Consider the following 22,349-nt stretch of genomic DNA (forward strand, 5'->3'; position numbering starts at 1 on the left):
CGTCAGGAGAGGCGCAGCACACGGTCAAGCGAAAGCGGACCGGCGCCCTTGATCACAAGAACCAGCAACAGGAATGTCCACATCACGCGCTGGTCGATCAGCGTCACAGTGTTGTCGAACAGGCTGCCGAGCTTGACGCCGTGGCCGGTGACGTCGACGATGGTCTGCACCCAGATAAAGCCGATCATGCCGATGGCCGACAGGCGGGTCAGCAGGCCGAGTACGACCAGTGCGGGCAGGACGAATTCGGCAACCGTACCGGCAAAGATGACGAGACGCTGAAAGATGTTCATCTGGGTGACGTCATAAAGAACCGCCTCGGCGGCTTTGGGGAAGATCTGGCCGAAGGCGCCCGCCGAGGGCGAAAAGATCGATCCGTCGATCTTGAGCATGGCCGAATTCCAGTAATAGAACAGCAGGACTGCGGCGAAAACGATCCGCGCCAGTGTCGGTGTCAGCATGTCCGACGCGCGGTCGAGCTTGCCAGAGACACTGTTGTGAAGGGTAATCAGTGCAGCAGTCATCATGTCAGCCTTTCGGTAGTCAAAGAAGCGATGGCGTTGCCCTGCAGGAGCAGGGTCAATGTGGCGCCCAGATCAAAGTCATCTGCCTTTGACAGGGCGTATTCATGGGCCTGGCCGATGGAGTGTCCGGCCATAAGCATCTCGATCCAGTCCGCGCCACCTGGCGGCAGCAAGTGAGGGGCCGGGTCGAACTCGGTGCGGGTGATCAGGATGTCCTGCGCGCCGGGTTGCGGTTTCGGGGCGCCGTCTTGGGTGTTGAAGCGCCAGATATCGTGCACCGGCCAGGGAGAGCGGAGCAGGACCATCGACGGGGCGAAGGTCAGCCGTGCGGAAAGCAGTTTCTCGGTGTCGATGGCAAGCGCCTCGGGCGGGATGGGTGTGCTGTCGGCGGCGTGGTAGGAACGGCGCAACGCCAGTTCCAGCCGCGCCACATCGGGGAGGTAGCCCAGATGCGACAGTTGCTCCATCCCTGCAAGGAAATCCGGGAAGGCCTTGCCATAATGCATCATCAGCGGCGAGCTGGGGGGATGTCTGCGCAGGAAGATACCCGCCAGCCCATCCATGTTCTGTGCGCCCAGAAGCTTGGCGATGACGGGAAAGGCCTGGTGCATCGCCTCGGTCAGAGACACGGCCACGTTGTTGCGATAAACGCTGAACCGGCGGCCCGCAGGCTGGTTGTGCGCATCGCTGAGGCCCTCGGGAACCGGTTGGGCGGCATCAAGGATCGCGTCGTGGAAAGTGGTTTGCGAGACACTCATGCCGGTATCCGTTCGAGCGCGGCTTGTGCGCGTTCGGCCTCGGCCCGCAGAACCGGCCAGTCGGGTACGTCGGTGTCCCATTCGATCAGGACGGGTTTGGGCCCGGACCGATCCAGCACATAGTCCAGCAGCGCCCAGACCGGGTCGACCACCTCGCGCCCGTGGCTGTCGATCAGCAGGGGTCTGCCGTGGTCGTCGTGATCCTCGTCATGGCCGCCGAGGTGGATTTCGCCCACCTGTTCAAGCGGGTAGGCTTCAATGTAACCCTGCGGCGAGAAATCGAGATTGGTGGCCGAGACAAAGACGTTGTTGACGTCCAGTAACAGGCCACAACCGGTGCGCCGGCTGATCTCGCGCAGGAAATCCGGTTCGGTCCAGGTGCTTTCATCAAAGGCCAGATAACTGGAAGGGTTTTCCAGCAGCATCTTGCGCCCGACCGTCTCTTGCAGCTGATCGATATGTTCGCAGACCCGCGCCAGCGTCGCATCTGTATAGGGCAAGGGCAGTAGATCGTTCAGGAAATGGCTGTCATGGGTGGACCAGGCCAGATGCTCGGAAAAGCTGGCAGGGTTGAGCCAGCCGACGAGGTGTTTCAGGCGGGCCAGGTGATCTGGGTCCAGGGGGCCTTCACCGCCGATGGAAAGGCCGACACCATGGACCGAAATCGGGAATTGTTCGGACAGGTGACGCAGTTGCGCCAAAGGGCGGCCACCGTCGCCCATGTAGTTCTCGGCATGAATTTCCAGCCACGCCACGGGGGCGGCCGCATCAAGGATCTGGGCAAAATGCTGGGGCTTGTACCCGACGCCCGGCGCCGCCGGCAGGCGGTTCGATCTGAGCGCATCATCCAACATCAGCCCGTCTCCTGTCTGATTGGAAAAGGGCGAGCATTGTCCATACCCGCCCTTTGGTGTTCGGCGTAGATTTATGCCGGCAGGTCGCGGTTTAGCGCTTCGAGCGAGCCTTTGCGGGCGCTGCCGTCGGCCTGTGCGGGCAGGTCGATGCCTTCGCAGGTGCCGGCGTCGACCAGAGTCCAGGCGTTGCCCTGATAGTCAACGGTCGAAGTTCCGGCGCAGGTGGTGCCGGGGCCCGCGGCGCAGTCGTTCTGACCCGCCAGAGAAACGCCATAGCACTTTTCCTTGGCTTGCGCGCTTGCGGTGGTGGCTGCACCGGAGATTGCGGCGGCAACGGCGCTTGCGATGACCAGGGTTTTTGCGGTGTTCGACATCTCGATTTTCCTCTTGATGACTTGGTTGGTTTGTTCGTGACACTGACAAAGGTAGGGGCTGGGTGCGCACAGTTAAATTCACGACCCCGTGTCTCACAGCCCCGTCAGCGAGTGTAACGCCGGCTTTGAGTCTAGTACATTGTTTTTTAAGGGTAATATGAATTATATTGCCCTTCCGGCCCGAAAAAAAGACCGGAAGGGCGGGGAATGTTACAGAAGATCGGGGGGCGTTGCGGCCCGCGACAGGTCTTTTGTTACATCTTCAAGTGACTGAACACTTGTCTGTTTTTCGCCAAGGCGGCGGACCGAGACCGTGCGCTCTTCGACTTCGCGGTGTCCGACGGCCAGAATGACCGGGACCTTGCCGACCGAATGTTCGCGAACCTTGTAGTTGATCTTTTCGTTGCGGATGTCGGCCTCGGCGCGCACGCCAGCCTTTTGCAGCCCGGCCACGACCTCGTTCACGTAATCATCGGCCTCGGAGGTGATCGAGGCGACGACGACCTGGCGCGGGGCCAGCCAGAAGGGCAGCTTGCCGGCGTGTTCCTCGATCAGGATGCCGATGAAACGCTCGAACGAGCCCAGCGTCGCGCGGTGCAGCATGACGGGGCGATGCTTGGCGCCATCGGCGCCGATATAGGTTGCATCCAGCCGTTCGGGCAACACGAAATCCACCTGGAATGTGCCGCATTGCCAGTCGCGCCCGATGGCATCCGTCAGCACGAATTCCAGCTTGGGGCCATAAAACGCGCCTTCGCCGGGGTTCAGTTCGGGTTCGATTCCGGCAGCGCGGGTGGCGGACAGAAGCGCCGCCTCGGCCTTGTCCCAGACCTCGTCCGATCCGGCGCGGGTTTCGGGGCGGTCGGAGAATTTCACCGAGAAATCCTCGAACCCCAGATCCTTGTAGATCACGCTGAGGAAGCGGATGAATTCGGCGGTTTCCGCCTCGATCTGCTCTTCGGTCGAGAAGATATGGGCGTCATCCTGCGTGAATCCGCGCACCCGCATGATGCCGTGCAGCGCGCCTGAAGGTTCGTAGCGGTTGCACGATCCGAACTCGGCCATGCGCAGCGGCAGGTCGCGATAGGATTTCAGGCCCTGCTTGAAGATCTCGACATGGCAGGGGCAGTTCATCGGTTTGAGGGCATTCACGGCCTTTTCGCGGGCATGTTCCTCGTCGACTTCGACGATGAACATGTTTTCCTGATACTTGTCCCAGTGGCCCGAGCGTTCCCACAGCTTGCGGTCGACGACCTGCGGCGTGTTCACCTCGACATAGCCGCCGCGGCGCTGCTGGCGGCGCATGTAGTCCTGCAACTGGGTGTAGATGGTCCAGCCGTTGGGGTGCCAGAAGATCTGGCCCGGCGCCTCTTCCTGCATGTGAAACAGGTCCATCTCGCGGCCCAGTTTGCGATGGTCGCGCTTTGCGGCCTCTTCCAGCATGTGCAGATGCGCCTTGAGCTTTTCCTTGCCGGTGAAGGCCACGCCATAGATGCGCTGCAGCATGGCGCGGCTGGAGTCGCCCCGCCAATAGGCGCCCGCAATGGACATCAGCTTGAAGGCGTCGCCCGGCAACTGGCCGGTATGCTGCAGGTGCGGACCACGGCAGAGATCCTGCCAATGGCCGTGCCAGTACATGCGCAGCGGTTCGTTGCCGGGAATGGCCTCGATCAGCTCGACCTTGTAGGGTTCGTTATTGGCCTTGTAGAACTCGATCGCACGCTCACGGTCCCAGATCTCGGTGGTGACCGGGTCGCGCTTGTTGATGATTTCCTTCATCTTTTTTTCGATCAGGCCGAGGTCTTCGGGAGTGAAGGGCTCAGCCCGGTCGAAATCGTAATACCAGCCGTTCTCGATCACGGGGCCAATGGTGACCTTGGTTGCGGGCCAGATTTCCTGCACCGCACGCGCCATGACATGGGCGAGGTCGTGGCGGATCAGCTCGTTGGCCTGCGCCTCGTCCTTGAGGGTGTGGATGGCGATGTCGGCGTCGGTCTCGATGGGCCATTGCAGGTCCCAGTGCCGGCCGTTCACCGTGGCCGAGATGGCCTTTTTCGCGAGCGAAGTCGAAATGTCGGCGGCGACCTGCGCGGGCGTGACGCCTGCGTCATAGGATCGTGCATTGCCATCGGGAAAGGTTAGGGAGACTGACTGTGAGTCCAGGGCCATATCGGCTCTCCTCGTCGGTTTGGCGCCCACTGAACGCCCGGTTGCGGGTTATTTGCGTTCGGGTCGTTTGGCAGGTGCCGGTGCCTGTGTCAAGGGCGGGAGCGAGGGGCGCTGCCCCTCGCGCTCCCCGGGGTATTTTGGACCAGAAAGAAGGCAGGGGCGATTGCGCTTGCGGGACCCGCGTGCATGATGCGGGCGATGAAGGAGACTGTTTGATGACGGCAACGAATTTTCTGGAGACGGAGCAGGGACGGCGGCTGGCCTATCACAAGACTGAGGGCGCGGGGCCGGTGATCGTTTTCCTGGGGGGCCTCAAGTCGGATATGGAGGGCACCAAGGCAGTGCATCTGGAGGCCTGGGCGAAGGCGCGCGGGCAGGCCTATCTGCGGTTCGACTATTCCGGTCACGGGGAAAGCTCGGGTCACTTCGAGGAAGGCTGTATCGGCGATTGGCACGAGGATACGGTGGCGGCGGTTTCGGCGCTGACCGATGGGCCGCTGATCGTGGTCGGCTCATCCATGGGAGGGTGGCAGGCATTGTTGCTGGCGCGGGCATGCCCCGGACGGATTGCCGGGATGGTCACCATCGCGGCGGCGCCGGATTTCACCGAGGATGGCTGGTGGGCGTCGTTTACCGACGATCAGAAAGCGGCCCTGGCTGCGTCGGGTCGGGTGGAGTTGCCGTCGGATTACATGGAGCCTTACGTGGTCACCCGGCGAATGATCGAGGATGGGCGCAACCGGCTGGTGCTGCGCACGCGGCTGGATCTGCCTTTTCCGGTACGGTGCCTGCAGGGTACGGCGGACACGGCGGTGTCGACGGAAACGGCAGTCCGCCTGCTGGACCATGCGACCTGCGGGGACATGCGCCTGCTGCTGGTCAAGGATGCCGATCACCGGTTTTCGGACGGCCCATGCCTGGGTCTGATCGAGGCGGCGGTGCTGGATGTGATGGGAGCGGGGTGATGCGGGCGTTCGGGAAGTTTCTGGGACGCCTTTTGCTGGTTCTGTTGGCCGCTGCGGGGGTGCTGTGGTGGTTCGGGCCGTATGAAGAGGTCGATCTGTCCCCCCGGTTTGATCCGCGCAAGTTCGGCGAGGGGGTGCAGGTCTATTTCGAGAGTGTCGAAGCACAGTTTGACGACATCACTCCGGGCGTTGAAAAGCGGGTGATCTGGCAGCCGGGCGCGGAAGAGCAGCGTACGCCCTATTCGGTTCTGTACATTCACGGGTTTTCGGCCACTTCCGAGGAAATCCGCCCGGTGCCCGATCGGGTGGCAGAGGCGTTGGCGGCGAACCTGGTTTATACGCGTCTGCAAGGGCATGGGCGCGGCGGCGACGCCATGGCCGAAGGCACCGCATCGGGGTGGTTGCGCGACACCGCCGAGGCGCTGGCCGCGGCGCGGGCGGTGGGGGAGAAGGTGGTGGTGATCTCAACCTCGACCGGGGGCGCGCTGGCGGCGGCTGCGGCGGTGGATGCGGAGATGAGCGAGGGCATTGCCGCGCTGGTTTTCGTATCGCCGAATTTCGGGGTGAATGACCGCGCGGCTTGGGTGCCGACCCTGCCGGGCGCGCGCCTGTGGCTGCCGCTGGTGATGGGAGGGGAGCGGGGCGCGCCGGACCCTGATCCCGACATCAACACCTTTTGGGCCACGCATTATTCCTGGGAGGCGGTGGTGCCGATGTCGGCGCTGGTCAGGGCGGTCGTGGCGCTGGATTTCTCGGGGGTAACGATCCCGGCCTTGTTCTGGTATTCGCCCGACGATCAGGTGGTGCGGCCCGACATGACGCATCAGATCGCAGGGCGCTGGGGCGGGGCGGTGACCGAGCATCTGGTGACGATGGGGGACGGGGATGACCCGTCATCGCATGTGATTGCCGGTGATCTGGTGTCACCCGGCCAGACCGAGGCGGCGGTCAGCGGCATTTTGGACTGGCTGACGCAGCAGGGGATCGAGTGATGGAGCGGTGCGCGACCAGCTATCGGAGGGCATGATGCGCAAACCCGGCAGCATGTGGAGTCTTGAAACGCTGGGCCGGGTGCGTTTGTCGCGGCATTTTTTCATGCGGGATTTTCTGTATTCGGAAATCGGGAATTTCCACGAGCGGCAGAACATTCCCGACAATCCCGATCTGGCGATCGAGACGGGGCGGGCGTTTTGTGAGGCGCTGATGGACCCGCTGGAGGAAACCTTTGGCCGGGTGGCGGTGCGGTCGGGCTATCGCTCGGCGGCGCTCAACCGGTTCGGCAACGAGAATCGGCTGAACTGCGCGCGCAACGATCATCCGCTGGAATGCCATATCTGGGACCGGGGCGAAGGAGATGCCCGCATCGCCGGAGCTTCGGTGGTGATCCCTTGGTTTGCCGACCGTTTTGCGCAGGGGCGGGACTGGCGCGATCTGGCATGGTGGATGCATGACCATCTGGATTACTCCGAGATCTGGTTCTTTCCCAAGCTCTGTGCCTTCAATCTGGTGTGGCGGCCCAAACCGCTCAGGCGCATCGACAGCTATATCGCGCCGCGCGGGCGGTTGCTGGCGCCAGGGGCGGAACCGGGGGAGCCACGTGAATCGCGCCGCGCGCGATACGCGGATTTCCCCGAGTTTCGCGGCATTCGCTATCCGTAACGTTCCGCTTGCCTGATCGTGGGCAAGGTCTCATTCTGGGACCGTATGCGCCAGGTGAAGCGCTGTTTGCAAGGACGGTTCAGATGGTCGAGCCTTTGGTTCTCCTGCCCGGAATGATGTGCGATGCGCGCCTTTTCGAGGAACAGTTGCGGTGTTTCTCGCGCGAGCGGGCGGTGACGGTCGGGGCGATCACGCAAGGGGAAAGGGTTGAGGAGATCGCCTCGGGGTTGCTGGACCAGTTGCCGCGCCGGTTCGCTCTGGCGGGTCTCAGCATGGGTGGGATTGTCGCGATGGAAATCATTCGGCGCGCGCCGGACAGGGTGTCGCGGTTGTGCCTGATGGATACCGATGCCCTGTCGGATACACCGCAGATCGCGGCATCGCGCGAGCCGCTGATGGTTCGGGCCAAGGCCGGGCGGCTGGAAGACGTGATGCACGAGACCTTCCGGGCCGAGTTTCTGGCGCCGGGGCCGCGCAGGATGGATGTGCTGAACCGGTTCTACAGGATGGCGATGGATCTGGGGTCAGAGGTATTCGTGCGCCAGATGCGGGCCTTGCAGCGGCGACCGGACCAGCAGGGCACGTTGTGCAAGATCAAGGTGCCGACGCTGGTTCTGTGCGGGGCGCATGACGGGCTGACGCCGGTCATGCGCCATACGTTCATGTCGGAACTGATTCCGCATGCGGAACTGGCGATCATCGAAGAGGCGGGCCACTTGCCAACAATGGAGGCGCCGGACAAGGTGACGGGCGCCCTGAAACGCTGGCTGGGCAGGCCGCATCAGGGGTAGAGGGCAGCGCGTTCTTCTTTGCTCAGCACCGTGGACCGGGCCGAGGGATGTCCGGTGGCGATGTCGAAGAACGGGGTCTTGCGCCATCGGCCTGACAGCCGGGCCGAGATCGCTCTGCGCAAGACCGCCATAAGGGCGGGGCGCAGGTTTTCGTGCCGCCGAACGCCGTCGTTACCCAGAACATAGCCTTTGGAGATGACAGGCCCCAGACGCTCGGGCTCGCTCAGGCGCTTGACGCATATCCCGGCAAACGGGATTTTGGGCGACTTCATCGTGTTGCCAATGGGGCTGTTGCAGCAGCGCGCGTACCAGCGATATAACCCTTTCGGTCCCAGCTGCATAAGCGCGAGGTGTTCCTTGCCGCTGTCGATCACGACGGTATCCGGGCTGAGCTGGAAAATGTCGACCGGCCCGGGGGCCGGGTCGGGTTGCCCGAAATAAAGTTCCGCCGCGCGACAATCCGGGCAGAAGCAGGCGACGCGGGTGCCGGATGCCACACCAGCAGCGGTGATATGGCCGGTCAGCTTCCCGCAAGTACAGGCGAAAGAGAGCGGCGTGCCGCCATGGACCGGCACGGATCAGGCCGCGGAGTTCTTGTTCGCCGCTTTTTTGGCGCTGGCCGGGCGGCGGACGTTTTTCGTCATGAAGTCAATCACCAGCGGGCGAATGTTGTCACGCCAGCTGCGGCCGGCGAAGATGCCGTAATGGCCCGCGCCGGGTTCGATATGGCTGGCCTTTTTGCTGGCGGGTACACCAGTGCTGAGGTCGAGCGCGGCGATGCATTGGCCCGGGGCCGAAATGTCATCATCGGCCCCTTCGACAGACATGATGGCCACGTCGGTGATCTTGCCGAGATCCACCTTGTGCCCATCGACGATGAATTCGTTGCGCGCAATCTCGCGGTTCTTGAACACCCGTTCGACCGTCGACAGGTAGAATTCGGCAGTCATGTCCATCACGGCGAGATATTCGTCATAGAACCGGTTGTGCGCGTCGTGATCCGACGCCTCGTCACGCATCACGCGGTGGATCTGGTCCGAAAAGGCCTTGGAGTGACGCTCGGCGTTCATCGACATGAATGACGCGAGTTGCAGCAGGCCTGGATAAACCATGCGCCCGACGCCCTTGTACTTGAAGCCGACGCGCTGAATCATTGACTGTTCCAGCTGGCCCATGGTCACGCGTCGACCGAAGTCGGTGACTTCGGTCGGGGTTGCGTCTGGGTCCACCGGGCCGCCGATCAGGGTCAGCGTGCTGGGCTGCGCTTTTGGGTCAAGCTCGGCCAGATAGGCAGTGGCGGCCAGCGTCAGCGGCGCGGGCTGACAGACCGCGATGACATGGGTGTCCGCTCCAAGTGCGCGCATGAAATCAACGAGGTAGAGCGTGTAATCTTCGACATCGAACTTGCCCGCGGAAACTGGAATGTCACGCGCATTGTGCCAATCGGTGATGTAGACTTCGCAATTGACCAGCAGGCTTTTCACCGTCGAACGCAACAGCGTGGCATAGTGGCCTGACATGGGCGCGACCAGCAACACCTTGTGCGGTTGTTCCTCGCGCCCGTTGACCTTGAAGTGGATCAGGTCGCCAAAGGGGCGTTCAACGACCGTATCGATTTCGACAAGGTGATCCTTGCCGTCTTCACAGGTGAAGGTGCGAATGCCCCAATCGGGCTTGGCAACCATGCGCTGAAAGGTGCGTTCCGTGACTTCGCCCCAGGCCGCCATCCAGTTGAAGGCGGGGTTGGGGAACATGCTGAACAGTGGATAGGAGGCCATGGAATTGGCCGTGGCGCCAAGCCATTGGTTCGTGTTGCGGGCCGTTTCCATTAGGTCGTAGGTCATCATGTAGCGCATGAAACGGGCCTCCAGAGTCCCATTTTGAGAGTTCGGACCAATCGTCGCTTTGCCCCCAGCAACCTACGACGTTATTCTGCATAGCAGCGAGGTTAGGGGGATTTCCTTAAAATGACAACTACAGACGACAAGACGCCGGAACTGAGTGGCGAACATATTGAACAGCTTAAAGAAAACATGGCCAAGGTCGAAGAGCTGTCCAAGCGCCTTGTCGAGATCATGGCCGGGAAAAAACCGCATACCCCGGCGCTGGACGCCCCGAATCAAGAGCTTTTTGCAAAGGCAGCAACGGCTTATTGGGCCGAGGCTTGGCAGAATCCCGCCAAGTTGCTGGAACAACAGATCGAATATTGGGGTAAATCGGTGATGAATTTCGCCGCAGCGCAGCAGGCGATGGCAAAGGGCGCTGGGGTGTCAGAGGACGAGGGCCCGAAAGATCGGCGCTTTTCCAACCCTTTGTGGGACACGAACCCCTATTTCCGGCTGATCCGCCAGCAATACCAGACAAACGCCGAAGCGATTGCGCAGGCGGTCGCGTCGGTGGAGGATATCGACGACAAGGATCGCCGGCGTCTGAATTACTTCTCGAAGCAGATCATCGACATGATGGCGCCAACGAATTTCCTGGCAACCAACCCGGATGCGCTGGAAAAGGCCGTCGAGACCGAAGGGAAATCCCTGATCAAGGGGCTTGAAAACCTGGTCTCGGATCTTGAGGCCAACAATGGCGAGCTTGTTGTGCGGCTGGCGGATGAGAACGCGTTCGAGATCGGCGGCAATATTGCCACGACGCCGGGCGATGTCGTTTATCGCAACCGGATGATGGAACTGATCCAGTACAAGCCGGTCACCGAGACAGTGCACGAAACCCCCATCGTTCTGTTCCCACCCTGGATCAACAAGTTCTATATTCTTGACCTCAAGGCGCAGAACAGCCTGATCAAGTGGATCACCGAGCAGGGCTATACCCTGTTCGTGGTCAGCTGGGTCAACCCCGATTCCTCTTACGCCGACGTCGGGATGGAGGACTATATCCAGGACGGGTTCCTGACCGCCATCGAAGAGGTCAAGAAAATCTGCAATGTCAAGCAGGTCAATGCCGTGGGCTATTGCATCGCCGGCACGACGCTGAGCCTGACGCTGTCGCTGCTCAAGCAGCGCGGCGACAAGTCGGTGAAGTCGGCCACCTTCTTTACCGCGCTGACCGATTTCTCGGATCAGGGCGAGTTCACGCCGTTCCTGCAGGACGATTTCATCGACGGGATCGAGGATCAGGTGGCCAAGGACGGCGTTCTGCGGTCGTGGATCATGGCGCGCACCTTTTCCTATCTGCGCTCGAACGACCTGATCTATTCTCCGGCGATCCGCAGCTACATGATGGGGGAAACACCGCCCGCCTTCGACCTGCTGTACTGGAACGGCGACGGGGCCAACCTGCCGGGCAAGATGGCGATGCAATACCTGCGCGGGCTGTGCCAGCGCAACGAGTTCGTCACCGACGGGTTCGAACTGATGGGGCACAAGCTGCATGTGCGGGATGTGGATGTTCCGCTGATGGCGATCACGTGCGAGACCGACCACATTGCGGCGTGGAAGGATTGCTATCGCGGGGTGCAACAGATGGGGTCACGGTCAAAGACCTTCGTGGTTTCGGAGTCGGGCCATATCGCGGGCATCGTCAACCCGCCCAGCAAGAAGAAATACGGCCATTACACCAATCCCGACATGAAAGCTGATGCCGACACCTGGATGAAAGAAGCGGATTTCAATGAAGGCTCCTGGTGGCCAATGTGGGAAGCCTGGCTGAAGACGCGGTCGGGCAAGCAGGTTCCCGCGCGCGATACTGGCGATTCGGATCACCCGCGCCTGACCTCCGCCCCGGGAACCTACGTCGCGGTCAAGGCAAGCGACTGATTTCATTTTGAAACTAAATTTTTTCTGCATCGCAGCAAGAAAAAACTTGAAATGCTGCGATGCAGAAAGCATATTCCTCTCAAGCTGATGAACACCGGGGTGGGCCCGGACAGCAAAAGAGGATTAGGACAATGGCAAAGACCCAAGACTTTACCGCGATCATGAAAGACATGATGGGCGCATTCCCGGTTGACACCAAAGCCATGGAAGACGCGTTCAAATCGACCGCAAGCCTGAACGAAAAGCTGTCGGGCGTTGCCCTGGAAGCTGCAGGGAAGTCGGCTGAAATCTCGAACAAGTGGACCAAGGAAACCCTGGCCAAGCTGACCGAGATGTCGAAAGCCAAGGCAGAGCCGGCCGATTACGCAAAAGCCGCAACCGATTTCGCAAGCGCCTCGGCCGAAGTTGCCGCCGAGAACATGGCCGCTTTCGCTGAAATCGCCAAGAAAGTTCAGACCGAAACCGTCGAGCTGCTGATGGCCGCTGGCAAGGACATCACCGAAGATGCAACCGCCGCTGTCAAGAAGGCCACCAACGAGGTGACCGCTGCTGCCAAGAAAGCTTCGGCAGCCAAGTAAGCACGACCGCGAAATTGCACCCTCTCCTCCCAAATCGGTGCAATCGCTGAGGGCAGATCGCAAGATCTGCCCTTTCTTTTTGGGCATGTTGGCAAAGAGTGTTTGTCAGTTTCCAGTCCGAAACGGAGATGACAACATTGAACTGGGGCTGGTCCGGAACCACCGGACAAGAAGGCAATAGGATACTGTTGCCAGTCACCAGGTCTAAGTTGACGAATTTGCGAAAGTACTTGATTTCCAAGTCAAGGCCCTAGATTTTCCGACCGGAAATTCGCTGCGTAGGATTTGCCGTTTTCCGCAGAAAGAAAGCCCTCTGGATCTAGAAAGAAATGAACAGTCCATTGCACAAGACAACTGAAGAAATTCGCAACCACACCCTTCAACTATTTGCGGGTGTGTGTGGGGAACGAGACCGCCGTGGGAACGCAAAATTCTACAGAAAGGGAAGTGCACGAATTCTCGATGACTTTTTCTTTAGTTTTCTCGAGAAAGCGCGCATTCAGAATTTCATGGAATGTGGAGCGCATGAGGCGACGGCCTCACGCAAATTTCTGAATAATGGCGGGGCAAGAGCCATTACTATTGAAGCGAACCCTGATATTTTTGAACGCAAAACGCGAAACGTGAGCGAGCTTGGCGCAGAGGTTCTGAACGTAGGGCTTGCGGAAAAGGCTGGAACACTTGATTTTCATATCCCCGACAAGAATCTGGGGGCTGCATCATTTCGATCAAAGACGGATGGTGAAACAACAATCAAGGTTCAGACGACTACGATAGATGATTTGCGATTGAACCATGGGCTGAAAGGCAGTTTGGCGCTTTGGGTGGATGTTGAAGGATTTGCTTTCGAGGTTCTGAAGGGCGCAGAGAAAACGCTTGGAGATCCAGAAACCTTAATTCTCAAGGTTGAGATGGAACACCGTCCACGTTGGCGGGATCAGAGAACGTATCTTGAAGTTGCCTCTTTGCTCGAGGGGGAGGGCTTCGTCCCTATCGTTGGCGACATCGAATATGTTGACCAGTTCAATATCGTGTATGCCAGAAAAGATGTGGTCGCAGAGCACAGGGAATTGGTGGACTCTGTGCATAGTCGGATGCGTGATCTTGTCGAGCAGGCGCCAACCTGATCAATGGATTAGAATTCGGATCGGTATCGGCCGGTTGTGCTGATTGCCACCGATGGAATGCCAAAGACCGTAGCCTGCCGCTCGGAGGCTCCCTCGTTCACAACGTGGGGCTGCGGTTCTGGATCATCCAGTCTCCACCCGGTTTCGTCGGTCTTTCTTTTTCTTCTGCACTCGCATAACCTCTGCTGCATTGCATCATCCTTGGGAGGGAACGGGGTGGCTGAACAGGAAAAACCGCTGCTGATCAAACGCTATGCCAGCCGACGGCTTTATAACACGGAAACCAGCGACTACGTGACGCTGGAAGATATCGCCGGTTTCATCCGGAGCGGGCGCGAGGTTCAGATCGTCGATCTGAAAAGCGGTGATGACCTGACCCGTCAATATCTGCTTCAAATCATTGCCGAACATGAAAGCCGAGGCGAAAACGTTCTGCCGGTGGGGGTGCTCAACGATCTGGTGCGCAGCTACATGCTGCCCGGTGGGGGTATGATGCCGCAATTCCTGCAAAGCTCGTTCGAGATGCTGCGCGAAAGCCAGACCAAGATGATGGAGAACATGAACGCAATGAACCCGATGAGCAAGATTCCCGGGTTCGAGGCGATGCAGGCGCAGCAACAGGCGTTTCTGAAGGCGATGACGGGCGGTTTGTCCGGAAACTGGTCGGCGCCGGGAAAACCCGACGAGGAAGAGAAATCGGAAAAGGGCGAGGATCTGGACGAGATCAAGAAGCAGCTGGCCGAGTTGCAGAACAAGCTGTCAAAGCTGAGCTGATGGTCTATTCGGGAAGGCCCGCGCGGCGCAGGCCTTCCAACCATCTTTCCCAATCTTCTTGGTAGCGAACGGGAACGATCTGGCGCACTTGGGAAATCGTCAGACCTGGCATTTTTTCCAGCAACCGGACGACGGATGCCTGTGCCTCCTCCGTCAGCCCCAGCATGCCCAGCGCGGCCGCCTCCTGCCGCATCAGAGAGGCATAGGCGGGCGTGTCCTTCAATCCGGTGCGGGCGTTTTCGACGCAAATCTCGTATTGACCCGAGACATAGGCCGCAATCCCGTATCCTCCGCGCCAGAATGCGCGCAAGGGATCACGGGGCGAAAGAGCGATGGCACGTTCAAAGGCTGCACGCGACTCCTCGAATTGACCGCTCACACCATATAATGCGGCAAAGTTGCCGTAGCCGGTCGCAAGATTGGGGTTCAGCGTGACGGCGCGACCCAGATGGGTTTCGGCGTCTTCAAATTCGCGGGCGAATTGGTTGGCCATCCCGAGCAGCGCATGGGCATGCGCGTTGTTGCTGTCCAAATCGACGGCGATTTCCGCAGCGGACCTGGCGGATTGGATGGCGGCATTGGTGTCCCTGCGCCAGATATGCAGCATGGCGACCAGATCACACACAGCGATACCCGCATGCGCGTCGCCGAGATTGGGATCGGATGCGATGGCCTCGGTCAGCAGCTTGCGGGCAGTGTCGTTGTCGGATTGTGTGAACTTTCCCAGGTGCCAGCGGGCCTGAAGCACCTTGTCCCATGACGAGAGCTTGTCGGGCCGCTTGGCGCGAGCGCGCTGGGTTTCGGCCCCCAGCGTCTCAGGTGCGACCGCGGACACGATGGCCTGCGTGATCTCATCCTGAACCGCAAAGATGTCGTCGATGGCGCGGTCATAGCGATCGGCCCAGATATGCGCGCCGGTGGCGCCGTCGATCAACTGCGCGGTGACCCGCACGCGGTTGCCGGCCTTGCGCACACTGCCTTCGAGAAGGTAACGCACGCCAAGTTCGCGGCAGACCTGATCGACACGGATGGCCTGACCCTTGTAGGTAAAGGTGGTGTTGCGGGCGATGACGAAAAATTCGCGGAAATGCGACAGGGCGGTGATGATGTCTTCGGCGATGCCGTCCGAGAAATATTCCTGCTCGGGATCGGTCGACATGTTGTCGAAGGCGAGAACCGCAATGCCGGGATTGTCCGGTGCCGCGGCTTGTGGGCTGGGTGCTTTTGGCCGATCCGCAATCCAATGATGCACGCGCACCGGGTGGTCGATGTTTTTCAGGCTCTGCGGCCCGGCGTCCTGGAACGCGGCCTCGATGCGTTGGCCGATTCCCTGCCGGACGATGTCCGATATGCAGATGCCGCCGGGTTCGGCCAAGGTTTCAAGCCGGGCGGCAAGGTTGACGCCGTCGCCATAGATGTCGCCCGCCTCGTTGATGATGTCGCCAAGATTGACGCCGATGCGCAGGCGCAGGTCCTGCGCCGCATCTTCGCGCAACCGCGTCTGAACGGCGATGGCACAGGAAACGGCATCGGCGACACTGGCGAACTCGACCAGTGCGCCGTCGCCCATCAACTTGACGATCCGGCCCGAATGCTGCGTGACCAGAGGGTCGAACACGGTCTGGCGCAGTTTGATGAGCCGGGACAGGGTGCCTTGTTCGTCGCGCGCCATCAGCGCGGAAAAGCCAACCACATCAGCGGCGAGAATGGCGGCCAGTCGGCGCGGCATCAGATTCCTCCGGTTGGCGGGCAGGTTTGCCCACTACCGGGTATTCCAACAGAAAAACGGTAACTTGCCTACAACAAAGGTGGCGTGTCAGGTGCCGTAGACGGGAACGGGGTGCGTCGCCTCTGTCATCGCGGCCAGCAGGATGTCGGCAATTGCGTCCAGTTCGTCACGCGTCAGGCGCACCGGCAGGCGTACGTCGCAGGCCTGCATCAACATGGCGCGGGTCCGGGGCAACTCGACCTGTTCGGGCAGGAACTGCCAGTTCCAGAAGGCGCGGGCGTTGTCCTCGCTCAGGCCGAAAACCTGAACCTTGACACCGCGGGCCTCTGCCGCAGCCGCAAAAGCGCGAATTTCGTCTTCGGTCAGGCCGACAAGATTGAACTGGATCGAATCCGGGGCGCGGCGTTCGGGGGCCAGCGGTGCGGGGACGCGGATATGGGGCGAGGCCTGCAGGCGATCGGCCACATAATCGTGGTTGATCAGCCCGTGGAAGACGCGGCGCGCAAGTTCCGGCAGTTGCGGGCGGATCACCGCGGCGCTGAGATTGCTCATGCGCAGATTGTAGAGTGGCAGCTTGTTCTGCCAGCGGGCAAAGGCCTGTTCCAGCTCGGGCGAGTTGTCGCCACGCGGGCCTTTGTGCTTTTTCCAGTTGTGTTCATAGGCGCCCGACATGATGACGGCCTGTGCGATCAGATCGGCATCATCGGTGATCAGGATGCCGCCTTCGCCGGCGTTGATCATCTTGTAGGACTGAAACGAGAAACAGCCGACCTTGCCGATGGTGCCGACATTGCGATCCGCCCAGGTGGTGCCAAGCGAATGCGCCGCATCTTCGATCACCGGGATGCCGCGCGCGTCGCACAGCTCCATGATCCTGTCCATGTCCGAGGTATGGCCGCGCATGTGGCTGATGATGACCGCCTGCACGTTGTCCAGTTTGGCGGTGAAATCATTGATATCAATTCGATAATTACCGCCCACTTCACAGAGCACCGGAATGCAGTCGGCATGCACGACAGAGGACGGCACAGCGGCAAAGGTAAAGCCGGGGATCAGCACGCGAGCGTCGCGCGGCAGACCCAGCGCCTTGAGAGACAGGAACAGAGCGGCAGAGCAGGAAGATACCGCCAGCGCGTATTTCGCGCCCAGAAGTTCGGCAAACTCGGTTTCGAGCAGCGCCACGGGCGCGTCCTGCGGCGCGGTATAGCGGAACAGGTCACCGGATTGCAGCAGCGCGTCGATGGCGTCGCGGGCGGCGGTGGGGATGGGTTCGGCGTCGTGAACGTTGGGCGGCTGTATCATATTTAGCTTTCCTGAATTCTAACTTCTGAAAAAGTAAATTCAGGATACGGCAATGCCAAGGCTGATTTTGCCGTTTCGGCGAAATTTCACTCAACTGTCACGATTATGGCTCAGACGCCGAGACGGTCCCGCAGCGAGAACCAGGTCATGGCCAGAACCAGCAGCGGATTGCGAAGGGCGGGGCCGCCGGGGAAGGGCATGGCGGGCACGCGAGACATGGTGTCGAACCCCTTGGCCTGTCCCTGAATCGCCAACGCCATGAGTTGCCCGGCATGGGTCGCCGTGCCGACGCCGTGGCCGGAATAACCCGAGGCTGACAGGATGTTGGGGGCCAGGCGGGTCAGATAGGGCATGCGGCGCATGGTGATGGCCAGCGTGCCGCCCCAGGCATAGTCGATGCGGATATCGCGCAGATGCGGGAAGATTTCGACCATCGGCTTGCGCACCTTGGCGGCAATGTCGGATGGAAAGCGATAGCCATAACTTTCGCCGCCACCGAACAGAAGCCGGCCATCGCCGCTGAGACGGAAGTAGTTCACCACGAATTTGGTGTCGGCAACGGCCACATCGCGGGTCAGTACTTTCGCGGCATCCTCTCCCAGGGGCTCGGTCGCAGCGATGAAGTTGTTGATCGGCATCACGCGCGAGGCCACTTTCCGGTTCAGCGTACCCAGATAGCCGTTGCAGGCCAAAACCACATGCTCGGCCGTTATCGAGCCGTTGGCCGTGCGCACCCTGGCCGGGCGGGCCTCTTCGATATCCAGCACTTCGGTCTGTTCAAAGATGCGAACGCCCGCCGCTTGCGCCGCGCGGGCAAGCCCCAGCGCGAAATTCAACGGGTGCAGATGCGCCGCCCCCATGTCCAGATAGCCGCCCCGGTAGGCCGGGGACGGGCAGAGACCCTGTGCTGCCTCGGCGTCCAGTGCTTCGATCTGGTCATAGCCGTAGCGAGCGCGCAGGTGTTCGGCATGGTCGTGCAGGCCGCGCCGTTCGGCATCGCTGAACCCAAAAGTGGCAATGCCGGGTTTCAGATCGCAGTCGATATCGTGGCGGGCAATCAGATCCTTGACCAGCGTCTTGGCATCCTCGGCCAAATCCCACAGCCTGGCCGCGTCGTCGCCGCCCATAAGTTTTTCAAGATCTTCCTGATCCATCCGCTGCGCGCTGCCCAGTTGCCCGCCGTTGCGCCCCGAGGCGCCAAAGCCAACGCGATGCGCTTCGAGCAGCACGACATCGAACCCGGCCTCGGCCAGGTGCAGCGCGGCAGAGAGGCCGGTATAGCCACCGCCCACCACGCAGACATCCGCCCGCACATCGCCGCTCAGCGGCGGGCAGGGGGCCTGTGCATGCGCCGTTGCCGCGTACCAACTGGGCGGGAACTTTCCGCGCCGGTCATTGCTGTACAGCAGGTTCATCCCGCCCCCTGTCTTTTACTCGTTTCCCATCTGGAAATGCGCGACCGCGCCGCCCGGTTCAGACGTTGAGCAGAAGGTGCTCGCGCTCCCACGGCGAAATCACCTGCAGGAACTCCTCGTATTCCGCCCGCTTCACGATGCCATAGACGCGCGCGAATTCCGGGCCCAGCACCTCGTGCAGCTTTTCGGCCTCGTCGAAGAGATCCAGTGCATTGCCCATGACCTGCGGGATGTCGCCATCGCCCTCATAGGCGTCGCCATAGAATTGGCGGCGCGGGCGTTCCTGTTCGATCAGGCCCAGATACCCGCAGGCCAGCGACAGCGCGATGCCCAGATAAGGGTTGCAATCCATCCCGGCAATGCGGTTTTCGATGCGGCGGCTTTCGGGCCCCGACAGGGGCACGCGGATGCCGGTGGTGCGGTTGTCGCGGCCCCATTCCAGGTTGATGGGGGCGGCGTGATCCTTCACATAGCGCCGGTACGAGTTCACATAGGGCGCCATCACCGCCAGACCGGCCGGCATGTGGTTCTGCAGACCGGCGATGAAGTGATAGAAGGCGTCGGTTTCGCCCCCTTGCGGTCCCGAGAACAGGTTCTGCCCGGTTTCGATATCCACGATCGAATGGTGGATATGCATCGCCGATCCCGGCTCATCCTCGATCGGCTTGGCCATGAAGGTGGCAAAGCAGTCGTGACGCAGCGCGGCTTCGCGGATCAGGCGCTTGAAGTAGAACACCTCGTCGGCCAGTTTCACGGGGTTGCCGTGGCGCAGGTTGATCTCGAGCTGACCGGCGCCGCCTTCCTGGGTGATGCCGTCGATTTCGAACCCCTGTGCCTCGGCGAAGTCATAGATATCGTCGATCACGGGGCCGAATTCGTCGACCGCGGTCATCGAATAGGCCTGTCGCGCCGCCGCCGGGCGGCCGGAGCGGCCCATCATCGGCTCGATTTCCTTGGCGGGGTCGATGTTACGTGCCACCAGATAGAATTCCATCTCGGGCGCGACGATCGGTTTCCAGCCCTTGTCGAGATAAAGCTGCACCACCCGTTTCAGCACGTTGCGCGGGCTGAACGGAATCGGGTCGCCGTCGCGGTCATAGGCGTCGTGGATCACCTGCAGCGTCCAGTCGCCCGTCCAGGGCGCGGCCGTGGCGGTGGACATGTCCGGTTTGAGGATCATGTCGCGTTCGATGAACCCGTCCTCGCCCGCAGCTTCGCCCCAGTCGCCGGTGATGGTCTGGTAGAAGATGCTGTCAGGCAGGTGGAAATAGGTTTGGCGTGCGAATTTCGATGCGGGTACCGCCTTGCCGCGGGCAATGCCGGGCAGGTCCGAGATGATACATTCGACTTCGTCCAGCCGCCGCCCTTCGAGAAAATCGCGGGCGGATTGCGGTAAGTTGTCAGTCCAATCGGCCATCAGGCCCTCTCTTTCCTCAAAAAATCGGCCATGAAGCGTCCGATGGCCTTGCTGTCGTTTGGTCCGTCCTGCCGGTTCGCTGCCTCGAGCAGCAGATCGTCGGGCACCACACCCTTGCCGCGTGTGCGCATCAGGCCATGCAGGAAGTCGTTGTCATATTCGGGGTGTGGCTGAACCGTCCAGATGGTGTCGCCATAGGCCACCACCGCGTTGCGGCAAAACTGGTTGCTGCCCAGCACGGTTGCCCCTTCGGGAAGTTCCGTCACCTGATCCTGATGCCAGGCGTTCAGGGTGACGGTATCCCCGTTCAGATCATAGTCGGTGCGCCCGACGGCCCAGCCGCCCTTGAATTTTTCAACCTTGCCGCCAAGCGCCTGCGCAATGATCTGATGGCCGAAGCAGACGCCGATCAGCGGCTGCCCCTGTTGCCGGATTTCCCGGATCAGGGTCTCGAGTTTCGGAATCCATGGAAGATCCTCGTAAGCCCCGTGGCGAGAACCGGTGATCACCCAGCCATCGGCATCGCCGGGGCCTTGTGGAAAGACGCCGTCGACGACCGCGTAGGTTACAAACTCGAACCCGTTGCCGCCCAGAAGCGCGCGGAACATGGCGTCATAATCGCCCGTGCTGTCGATGAGCATGTCCGGGGCATGGCCGGTTTGAAGAATGCCGATTTTCATGAGTCACCAAATTTGATCAAATTAAACCTAGCCGATCTGAGCTGACCCGACAAGGGGGGTCAGACGGCCTCCAGATAGCTGAGCCAGTGCGACTCGGCGGGGCGGTCCGCGAAGCGGAGGATTTCCTGACGCTTTGTCATCGCCATGAAGCGGATCAGATCCGCTGACAGGATACGGGCGATCATCGGGTCGGTTTCGAAAGCTGAAACCGCCGCAGACCAATCCGACGCGAGTTGGGGCAGCCCTTCTATCTTGTAGGCGTTGCCCGAGATCGGGGCGGGCGGGGTCAGGGAATCCTCGATGCCGACAAGGGCTGCGCCAAGCACAACGGATAGCATCAGGTAAGGGTTGATGTCGCCACCTGCGACCCGATGCTCGATCCTGCGCGCCACCGGTGCGCCGCCGGGGATACGGATGGCGGCAGTGCGGTTTTCGTAAGCCCAGCAAGCCCCTGTCGGTGCGTGTGCGCCGGGAACCAGTCGGTCATAGGAGTTGCCGTGGGGCGCGAAGATCAGCGAACTGCCCGGCATTGCGGCGAGGCATCCCGCGACTGCGGAAAGCAATTCCGGGGTGCCTTCGGATCCGCCGTTGTCGAAGATGTTTTTGCCCACCGCGTCAAGAACGGAGAAATGCACATGCATTCCGTTACCTGCGTCATCGGCATAGGGTTTTGCCATGAAGGTGGCGGCAAATCCGTGCTTGCGCGCAAGGCCGCGCACCAACGCCTTGAATAGCCACGTATCATCGGCACAGCGCATGGCGGCCTGGTGGTTCAGGTTGATCTCGAACTGGCCAATGCCGCTTTCGGAAATGGCGGTTTGCGCGGGAATGCCCATCGCTTCGCAACCGTCGTAAAGCTCGGTAAAGAAGGCGTCGAATGCATCCATTTCGGCCATCGACAGCACGGATTCGTTGACCAGACGCCGCTTTGTGATCGGGTTGCGCGGCGGTCTTGGGCTTTCCCCCGACGCGTCCAGCAGAGTGAATTCAAGCTCGGTCGCCGCAACCACGGACCATCCCCGCCGGGCATAGCGGTCGAGAACGGCGGCAAGGGCATGGCGCGGATCGCCGGCAAACGGGGTGCCATTGTCGTGAAACAGGCACATCGGGACCAGCGCGGTGGGTGTTTCGAGCCAGGGCATCGGCACCGGGCCGCGATCAGTTGGCAACAAGGTGCCGTCCGCGTCGCCGGATTCGAAGACCAGGGGGCTGTCGTCAATGTCCGATCCCCACAGATCGACGTTGAGCGCCGAATACGGCATCCGCACTGCGCCCTTGTCGAGCTTGCCCGCGTAACCGGGCGGAACGCGCTTGCCACGCATCTGACCGTTCAGATCGCAAGCCGCGACGCGGAAAGTGTGCAGGGTGCTCAGGTCCATGGGTATCTCCATTGCTCTTGGCAAGAGATGTAGCCGAGCAAAAATGACTTGTCACGACATTTGATCAAATTATTTCCAGCTCTG

The 22,349-nt window shown here is 60.9% G+C and carries 21 protein-coding genes; 8 read left to right on the plus strand and 13 right to left on the minus strand.

Annotated features, from left to right (window positions below):
- Positions 1-2: 2 nt before the first annotated feature.
- The 5 genes from AC2FMY_RS04905 to thrS all read right to left on the minus strand — a co-directional run bounded on the left by AC2FMY_RS04905 (position 3) and on the right by thrS (position 4,679).
- A complete protein-coding gene (locus AC2FMY_RS04905; RefSeq protein ID WP_480749624.1) occupies positions 3-524 on the minus strand; it encodes a DoxX family protein in 522 nt (173 codons plus the stop codon).
- Positions 524-1,282, minus strand: coding sequence for an HvfC/BufC family peptide modification chaperone (locus tag AC2FMY_RS04910; protein ID WP_480749625.1), 759 nt, complete (start codon positions 1,280-1,282; stop codon positions 524-526). The genes AC2FMY_RS04905 and AC2FMY_RS04910 overlap by 1 nt, the downstream gene beginning before the upstream one ends.
- Entirely contained in the window at positions 1,279-2,136 is an 858-nt protein-coding gene (gene bufB, locus AC2FMY_RS04915; protein WP_480749626.1) for an MNIO family bufferin maturase, read from the minus strand. The genes AC2FMY_RS04910 and bufB overlap by 4 nt, the downstream gene beginning before the upstream one ends.
- 71 nt (positions 2,137-2,207) lie before the next feature.
- A complete protein-coding gene (locus AC2FMY_RS04920) occupies positions 2,208-2,510 on the minus strand; it encodes a BufA1 family periplasmic bufferin-type metallophore (protein ID WP_496748348.1) in 303 nt (100 codons plus the stop codon).
- 210 nt (positions 2,511-2,720) lie between these two features.
- Complete coding sequence (gene thrS / locus AC2FMY_RS04925) at positions 2,721-4,679, minus strand: threonine--tRNA ligase (protein WP_496807063.1); 1,959 nt, start codon at positions 4,677-4,679, stop codon at positions 2,721-2,723.
- A gap of 215 nt (positions 4,680-4,894) precedes the next feature.
- Between thrS and AC2FMY_RS04930 the strand changes: the two genes are divergently transcribed.
- From AC2FMY_RS04930 to AC2FMY_RS04945, 4 genes are all read left to right on the plus strand, one after another.
- Positions 4,895-5,644 (plus strand): alpha/beta hydrolase, encoded by a 750-nt coding sequence (locus AC2FMY_RS04930; RefSeq protein WP_496745903.1) that lies wholly within the window; start codon positions 4,895-4,897, stop codon positions 5,642-5,644.
- A complete protein-coding gene (locus AC2FMY_RS04935; protein ID WP_496807064.1) occupies positions 5,644-6,636 on the plus strand; it encodes an alpha/beta hydrolase in 993 nt (330 codons plus the stop codon). Before AC2FMY_RS04930 ends, AC2FMY_RS04935 begins: the two co-directional genes overlap by 1 nt.
- A gap of 52 nt (positions 6,637-6,688) precedes the next feature.
- Entirely contained in the window at positions 6,689-7,303 is a 615-nt protein-coding gene (locus AC2FMY_RS04940; protein ID WP_496807123.1) for a hypothetical protein, read from the plus strand.
- 83 nt (positions 7,304-7,386) lie between these two features.
- A complete protein-coding gene (locus AC2FMY_RS04945; protein WP_496807065.1) occupies positions 7,387-8,094 on the plus strand; it encodes an alpha/beta fold hydrolase in 708 nt (235 codons plus the stop codon).
- Here the strand turns inward: AC2FMY_RS04945 and AC2FMY_RS04950 are convergent.
- Positions 8,085-8,669 (minus strand): DUF6151 family protein, encoded by a 585-nt coding sequence (locus AC2FMY_RS04950; protein WP_496807066.1) that lies wholly within the window; start codon positions 8,667-8,669, stop codon positions 8,085-8,087. The genes AC2FMY_RS04945 and AC2FMY_RS04950 overlap by 10 nt on opposite strands.
- Positions 8,670-8,672: 3 nt before the next feature.
- Positions 8,673-9,950: a polyhydroxyalkanoate depolymerase gene (gene phaZ / locus AC2FMY_RS04955; RefSeq protein ID WP_496745908.1), complete on the minus strand. Its 1,278-nt coding sequence runs from the start codon at positions 9,948-9,950 to the stop codon at positions 8,673-8,675.
- Positions 9,951-10,061: 111 nt separating this feature from the next.
- Here phaZ and AC2FMY_RS04960 point away from each other — a divergent pair, with 111 nt between their 5' ends.
- The 4 genes from AC2FMY_RS04960 (at position 10,062) to phaR (ending at position 14,343) form a co-directional block, all read left to right on the plus strand.
- Positions 10,062-11,864 (plus strand): PHA/PHB synthase family protein, encoded by a 1,803-nt coding sequence (locus tag AC2FMY_RS04960; protein ID WP_480749635.1) that lies wholly within the window; start codon positions 10,062-10,064, stop codon positions 11,862-11,864.
- Between the two features lie 131 nt (positions 11,865-11,995).
- Entirely contained in the window at positions 11,996-12,442 is a 447-nt protein-coding gene (locus AC2FMY_RS04965; protein WP_480749636.1) for a phasin family protein, read from the plus strand.
- Positions 12,443-12,771: 329 nt separating this feature from the next.
- Complete coding sequence (locus tag AC2FMY_RS04970) at positions 12,772-13,569, plus strand: FkbM family methyltransferase (RefSeq protein WP_496807067.1); 798 nt, start codon at positions 12,772-12,774, stop codon at positions 13,567-13,569.
- 216 nt (positions 13,570-13,785) lie between these two features.
- Positions 13,786-14,343, plus strand: coding sequence for a polyhydroxyalkanoate synthesis repressor PhaR (gene phaR / locus AC2FMY_RS04975; RefSeq protein WP_480749638.1), 558 nt, complete (start codon positions 13,786-13,788; stop codon positions 14,341-14,343).
- Positions 14,344-14,347: 4 nt separating this feature from the next.
- Here the strand turns inward: phaR and AC2FMY_RS04980 are convergent, their stop codons facing one another.
- The 6 genes from AC2FMY_RS04980 to AC2FMY_RS05005 form a co-directional block, all read right to left on the minus strand.
- The gene (locus AC2FMY_RS04980; protein WP_496807068.1) at positions 14,348-16,072 is read right to left on the minus strand and encodes an adenylate/guanylate cyclase domain-containing protein; all 1,725 of its coding nucleotides are present in this window, start codon (positions 16,070-16,072) and stop codon (positions 14,348-14,350) included.
- Positions 16,073-16,159: 87 nt separating this feature from the next.
- Positions 16,160-17,374 (minus strand): DegT/DnrJ/EryC1/StrS family aminotransferase, encoded by a 1,215-nt coding sequence (locus tag AC2FMY_RS04985; RefSeq protein WP_480749640.1) that lies wholly within the window; start codon positions 17,372-17,374, stop codon positions 16,160-16,162.
- A 110-nt stretch (positions 17,375-17,484) separates the two neighbouring features.
- Complete coding sequence (locus AC2FMY_RS04990) at positions 17,485-18,789, minus strand: NAD(P)/FAD-dependent oxidoreductase (RefSeq protein WP_496807069.1); 1,305 nt, start codon at positions 18,787-18,789, stop codon at positions 17,485-17,487.
- A 58-nt stretch (positions 18,790-18,847) separates the two neighbouring features.
- Positions 18,848-20,206 (minus strand): glutamine synthetase family protein, encoded by a 1,359-nt coding sequence (locus AC2FMY_RS04995; RefSeq protein WP_496745920.1) that lies wholly within the window; start codon positions 20,204-20,206, stop codon positions 18,848-18,850.
- Positions 20,206-20,886: a type 1 glutamine amidotransferase gene (locus tag AC2FMY_RS05000; protein WP_496745921.1), complete on the minus strand. Its 681-nt coding sequence runs from the start codon at positions 20,884-20,886 to the stop codon at positions 20,206-20,208. The genes AC2FMY_RS04995 and AC2FMY_RS05000 overlap by 1 nt, the downstream gene beginning before the upstream one ends.
- A 59-nt stretch (positions 20,887-20,945) precedes the next feature.
- Complete coding sequence (locus AC2FMY_RS05005) at positions 20,946-22,265, minus strand: glutamine synthetase family protein (protein ID WP_496807070.1); 1,320 nt, start codon at positions 22,263-22,265, stop codon at positions 20,946-20,948.
- Between the last annotated feature and the right edge of the window lie 84 nt (positions 22,266-22,349).

Source organism: Ruegeria sp. YKSE079, from assembly GCF_059612845.1.

Bases quoted from the DNA above. Each gene is read 5' to 3' on its own strand.
- AC2FMY_RS04905 (WP_480749624.1), bottom strand. From the start codon at position 524: ATGACTGCTGCACTGATTACCCTTCACAACAGTGTCTCTGGCAAGCTC.
- AC2FMY_RS04910 (WP_480749625.1), bottom strand. From the start codon at position 1,282: ATGAGTGTCTCGCAAACCACTTTCCACGACGCGATCCTTGATGCCGCC.
- bufB (WP_480749626.1), bottom strand. From the start codon at position 2,136: ATGTTGGATGATGCGCTCAGATCGAACCGCCTGCCGGCGGCGCCGGGC.
- AC2FMY_RS04920 (WP_496748348.1), bottom strand. From the start codon at position 2,510: ATGTCGAACACCGCAAAAACCCTGGTCATCGCAAGCGCCGTTGCCGCC.
- thrS (WP_496807063.1), bottom strand. From the start codon at position 4,679: ATGGCCCTGGACTCACAGTCAGTCTCCCTAACCTTTCCCGATGGCAAT.
- AC2FMY_RS04930 (WP_496745903.1), top strand. From the start codon at position 4,895: ATGACGGCAACGAATTTTCTGGAGACGGAGCAGGGACGGCGGCTGGCC.
- AC2FMY_RS04935 (WP_496807064.1), top strand. From the start codon at position 5,644: ATGCGGGCGTTCGGGAAGTTTCTGGGACGCCTTTTGCTGGTTCTGTTG.
- AC2FMY_RS04940 (WP_496807123.1), top strand. From the start codon at position 6,689: ATGTGGAGTCTTGAAACGCTGGGCCGGGTGCGTTTGTCGCGGCATTTT.
- AC2FMY_RS04945 (WP_496807065.1), top strand. From the start codon at position 7,387: ATGGTCGAGCCTTTGGTTCTCCTGCCCGGAATGATGTGCGATGCGCGC.
- phaZ (WP_496745908.1), bottom strand. From the start codon at position 9,950: ATGCGCTACATGATGACCTACGACCTAATGGAAACGGCCCGCAACACG.
- AC2FMY_RS04960 (WP_480749635.1), top strand. From the start codon at position 10,062: ATGACAACTACAGACGACAAGACGCCGGAACTGAGTGGCGAACATATT.
- AC2FMY_RS04965 (WP_480749636.1), top strand. From the start codon at position 11,996: ATGGCAAAGACCCAAGACTTTACCGCGATCATGAAAGACATGATGGGC.
- AC2FMY_RS04970 (WP_496807067.1), top strand. From the start codon at position 12,772: ATGAACAGTCCATTGCACAAGACAACTGAAGAAATTCGCAACCACACC.
- AC2FMY_RS04980 (WP_496807068.1), bottom strand. From the start codon at position 16,072: ATGCCGCGCCGACTGGCCGCCATTCTCGCCGCTGATGTGGTTGGCTTT.
- AC2FMY_RS04985 (WP_480749640.1), bottom strand. From the start codon at position 17,374: ATGATACAGCCGCCCAACGTTCACGACGCCGAACCCATCCCCACCGCC.
- AC2FMY_RS04990 (WP_496807069.1), bottom strand. From the start codon at position 18,789: ATGAACCTGCTGTACAGCAATGACCGGCGCGGAAAGTTCCCGCCCAGT.
- AC2FMY_RS04995 (WP_496745920.1), bottom strand. From the start codon at position 20,206: ATGGCCGATTGGACTGACAACTTACCGCAATCCGCCCGCGATTTTCTC.
- AC2FMY_RS05000 (WP_496745921.1), bottom strand. From the start codon at position 20,886: ATGAAAATCGGCATTCTTCAAACCGGCCATGCCCCGGACATGCTCATC.
- AC2FMY_RS05005 (WP_496807070.1), bottom strand. From the start codon at position 22,265: ATGGACCTGAGCACCCTGCACACTTTCCGCGTCGCGGCTTGCGATCTG.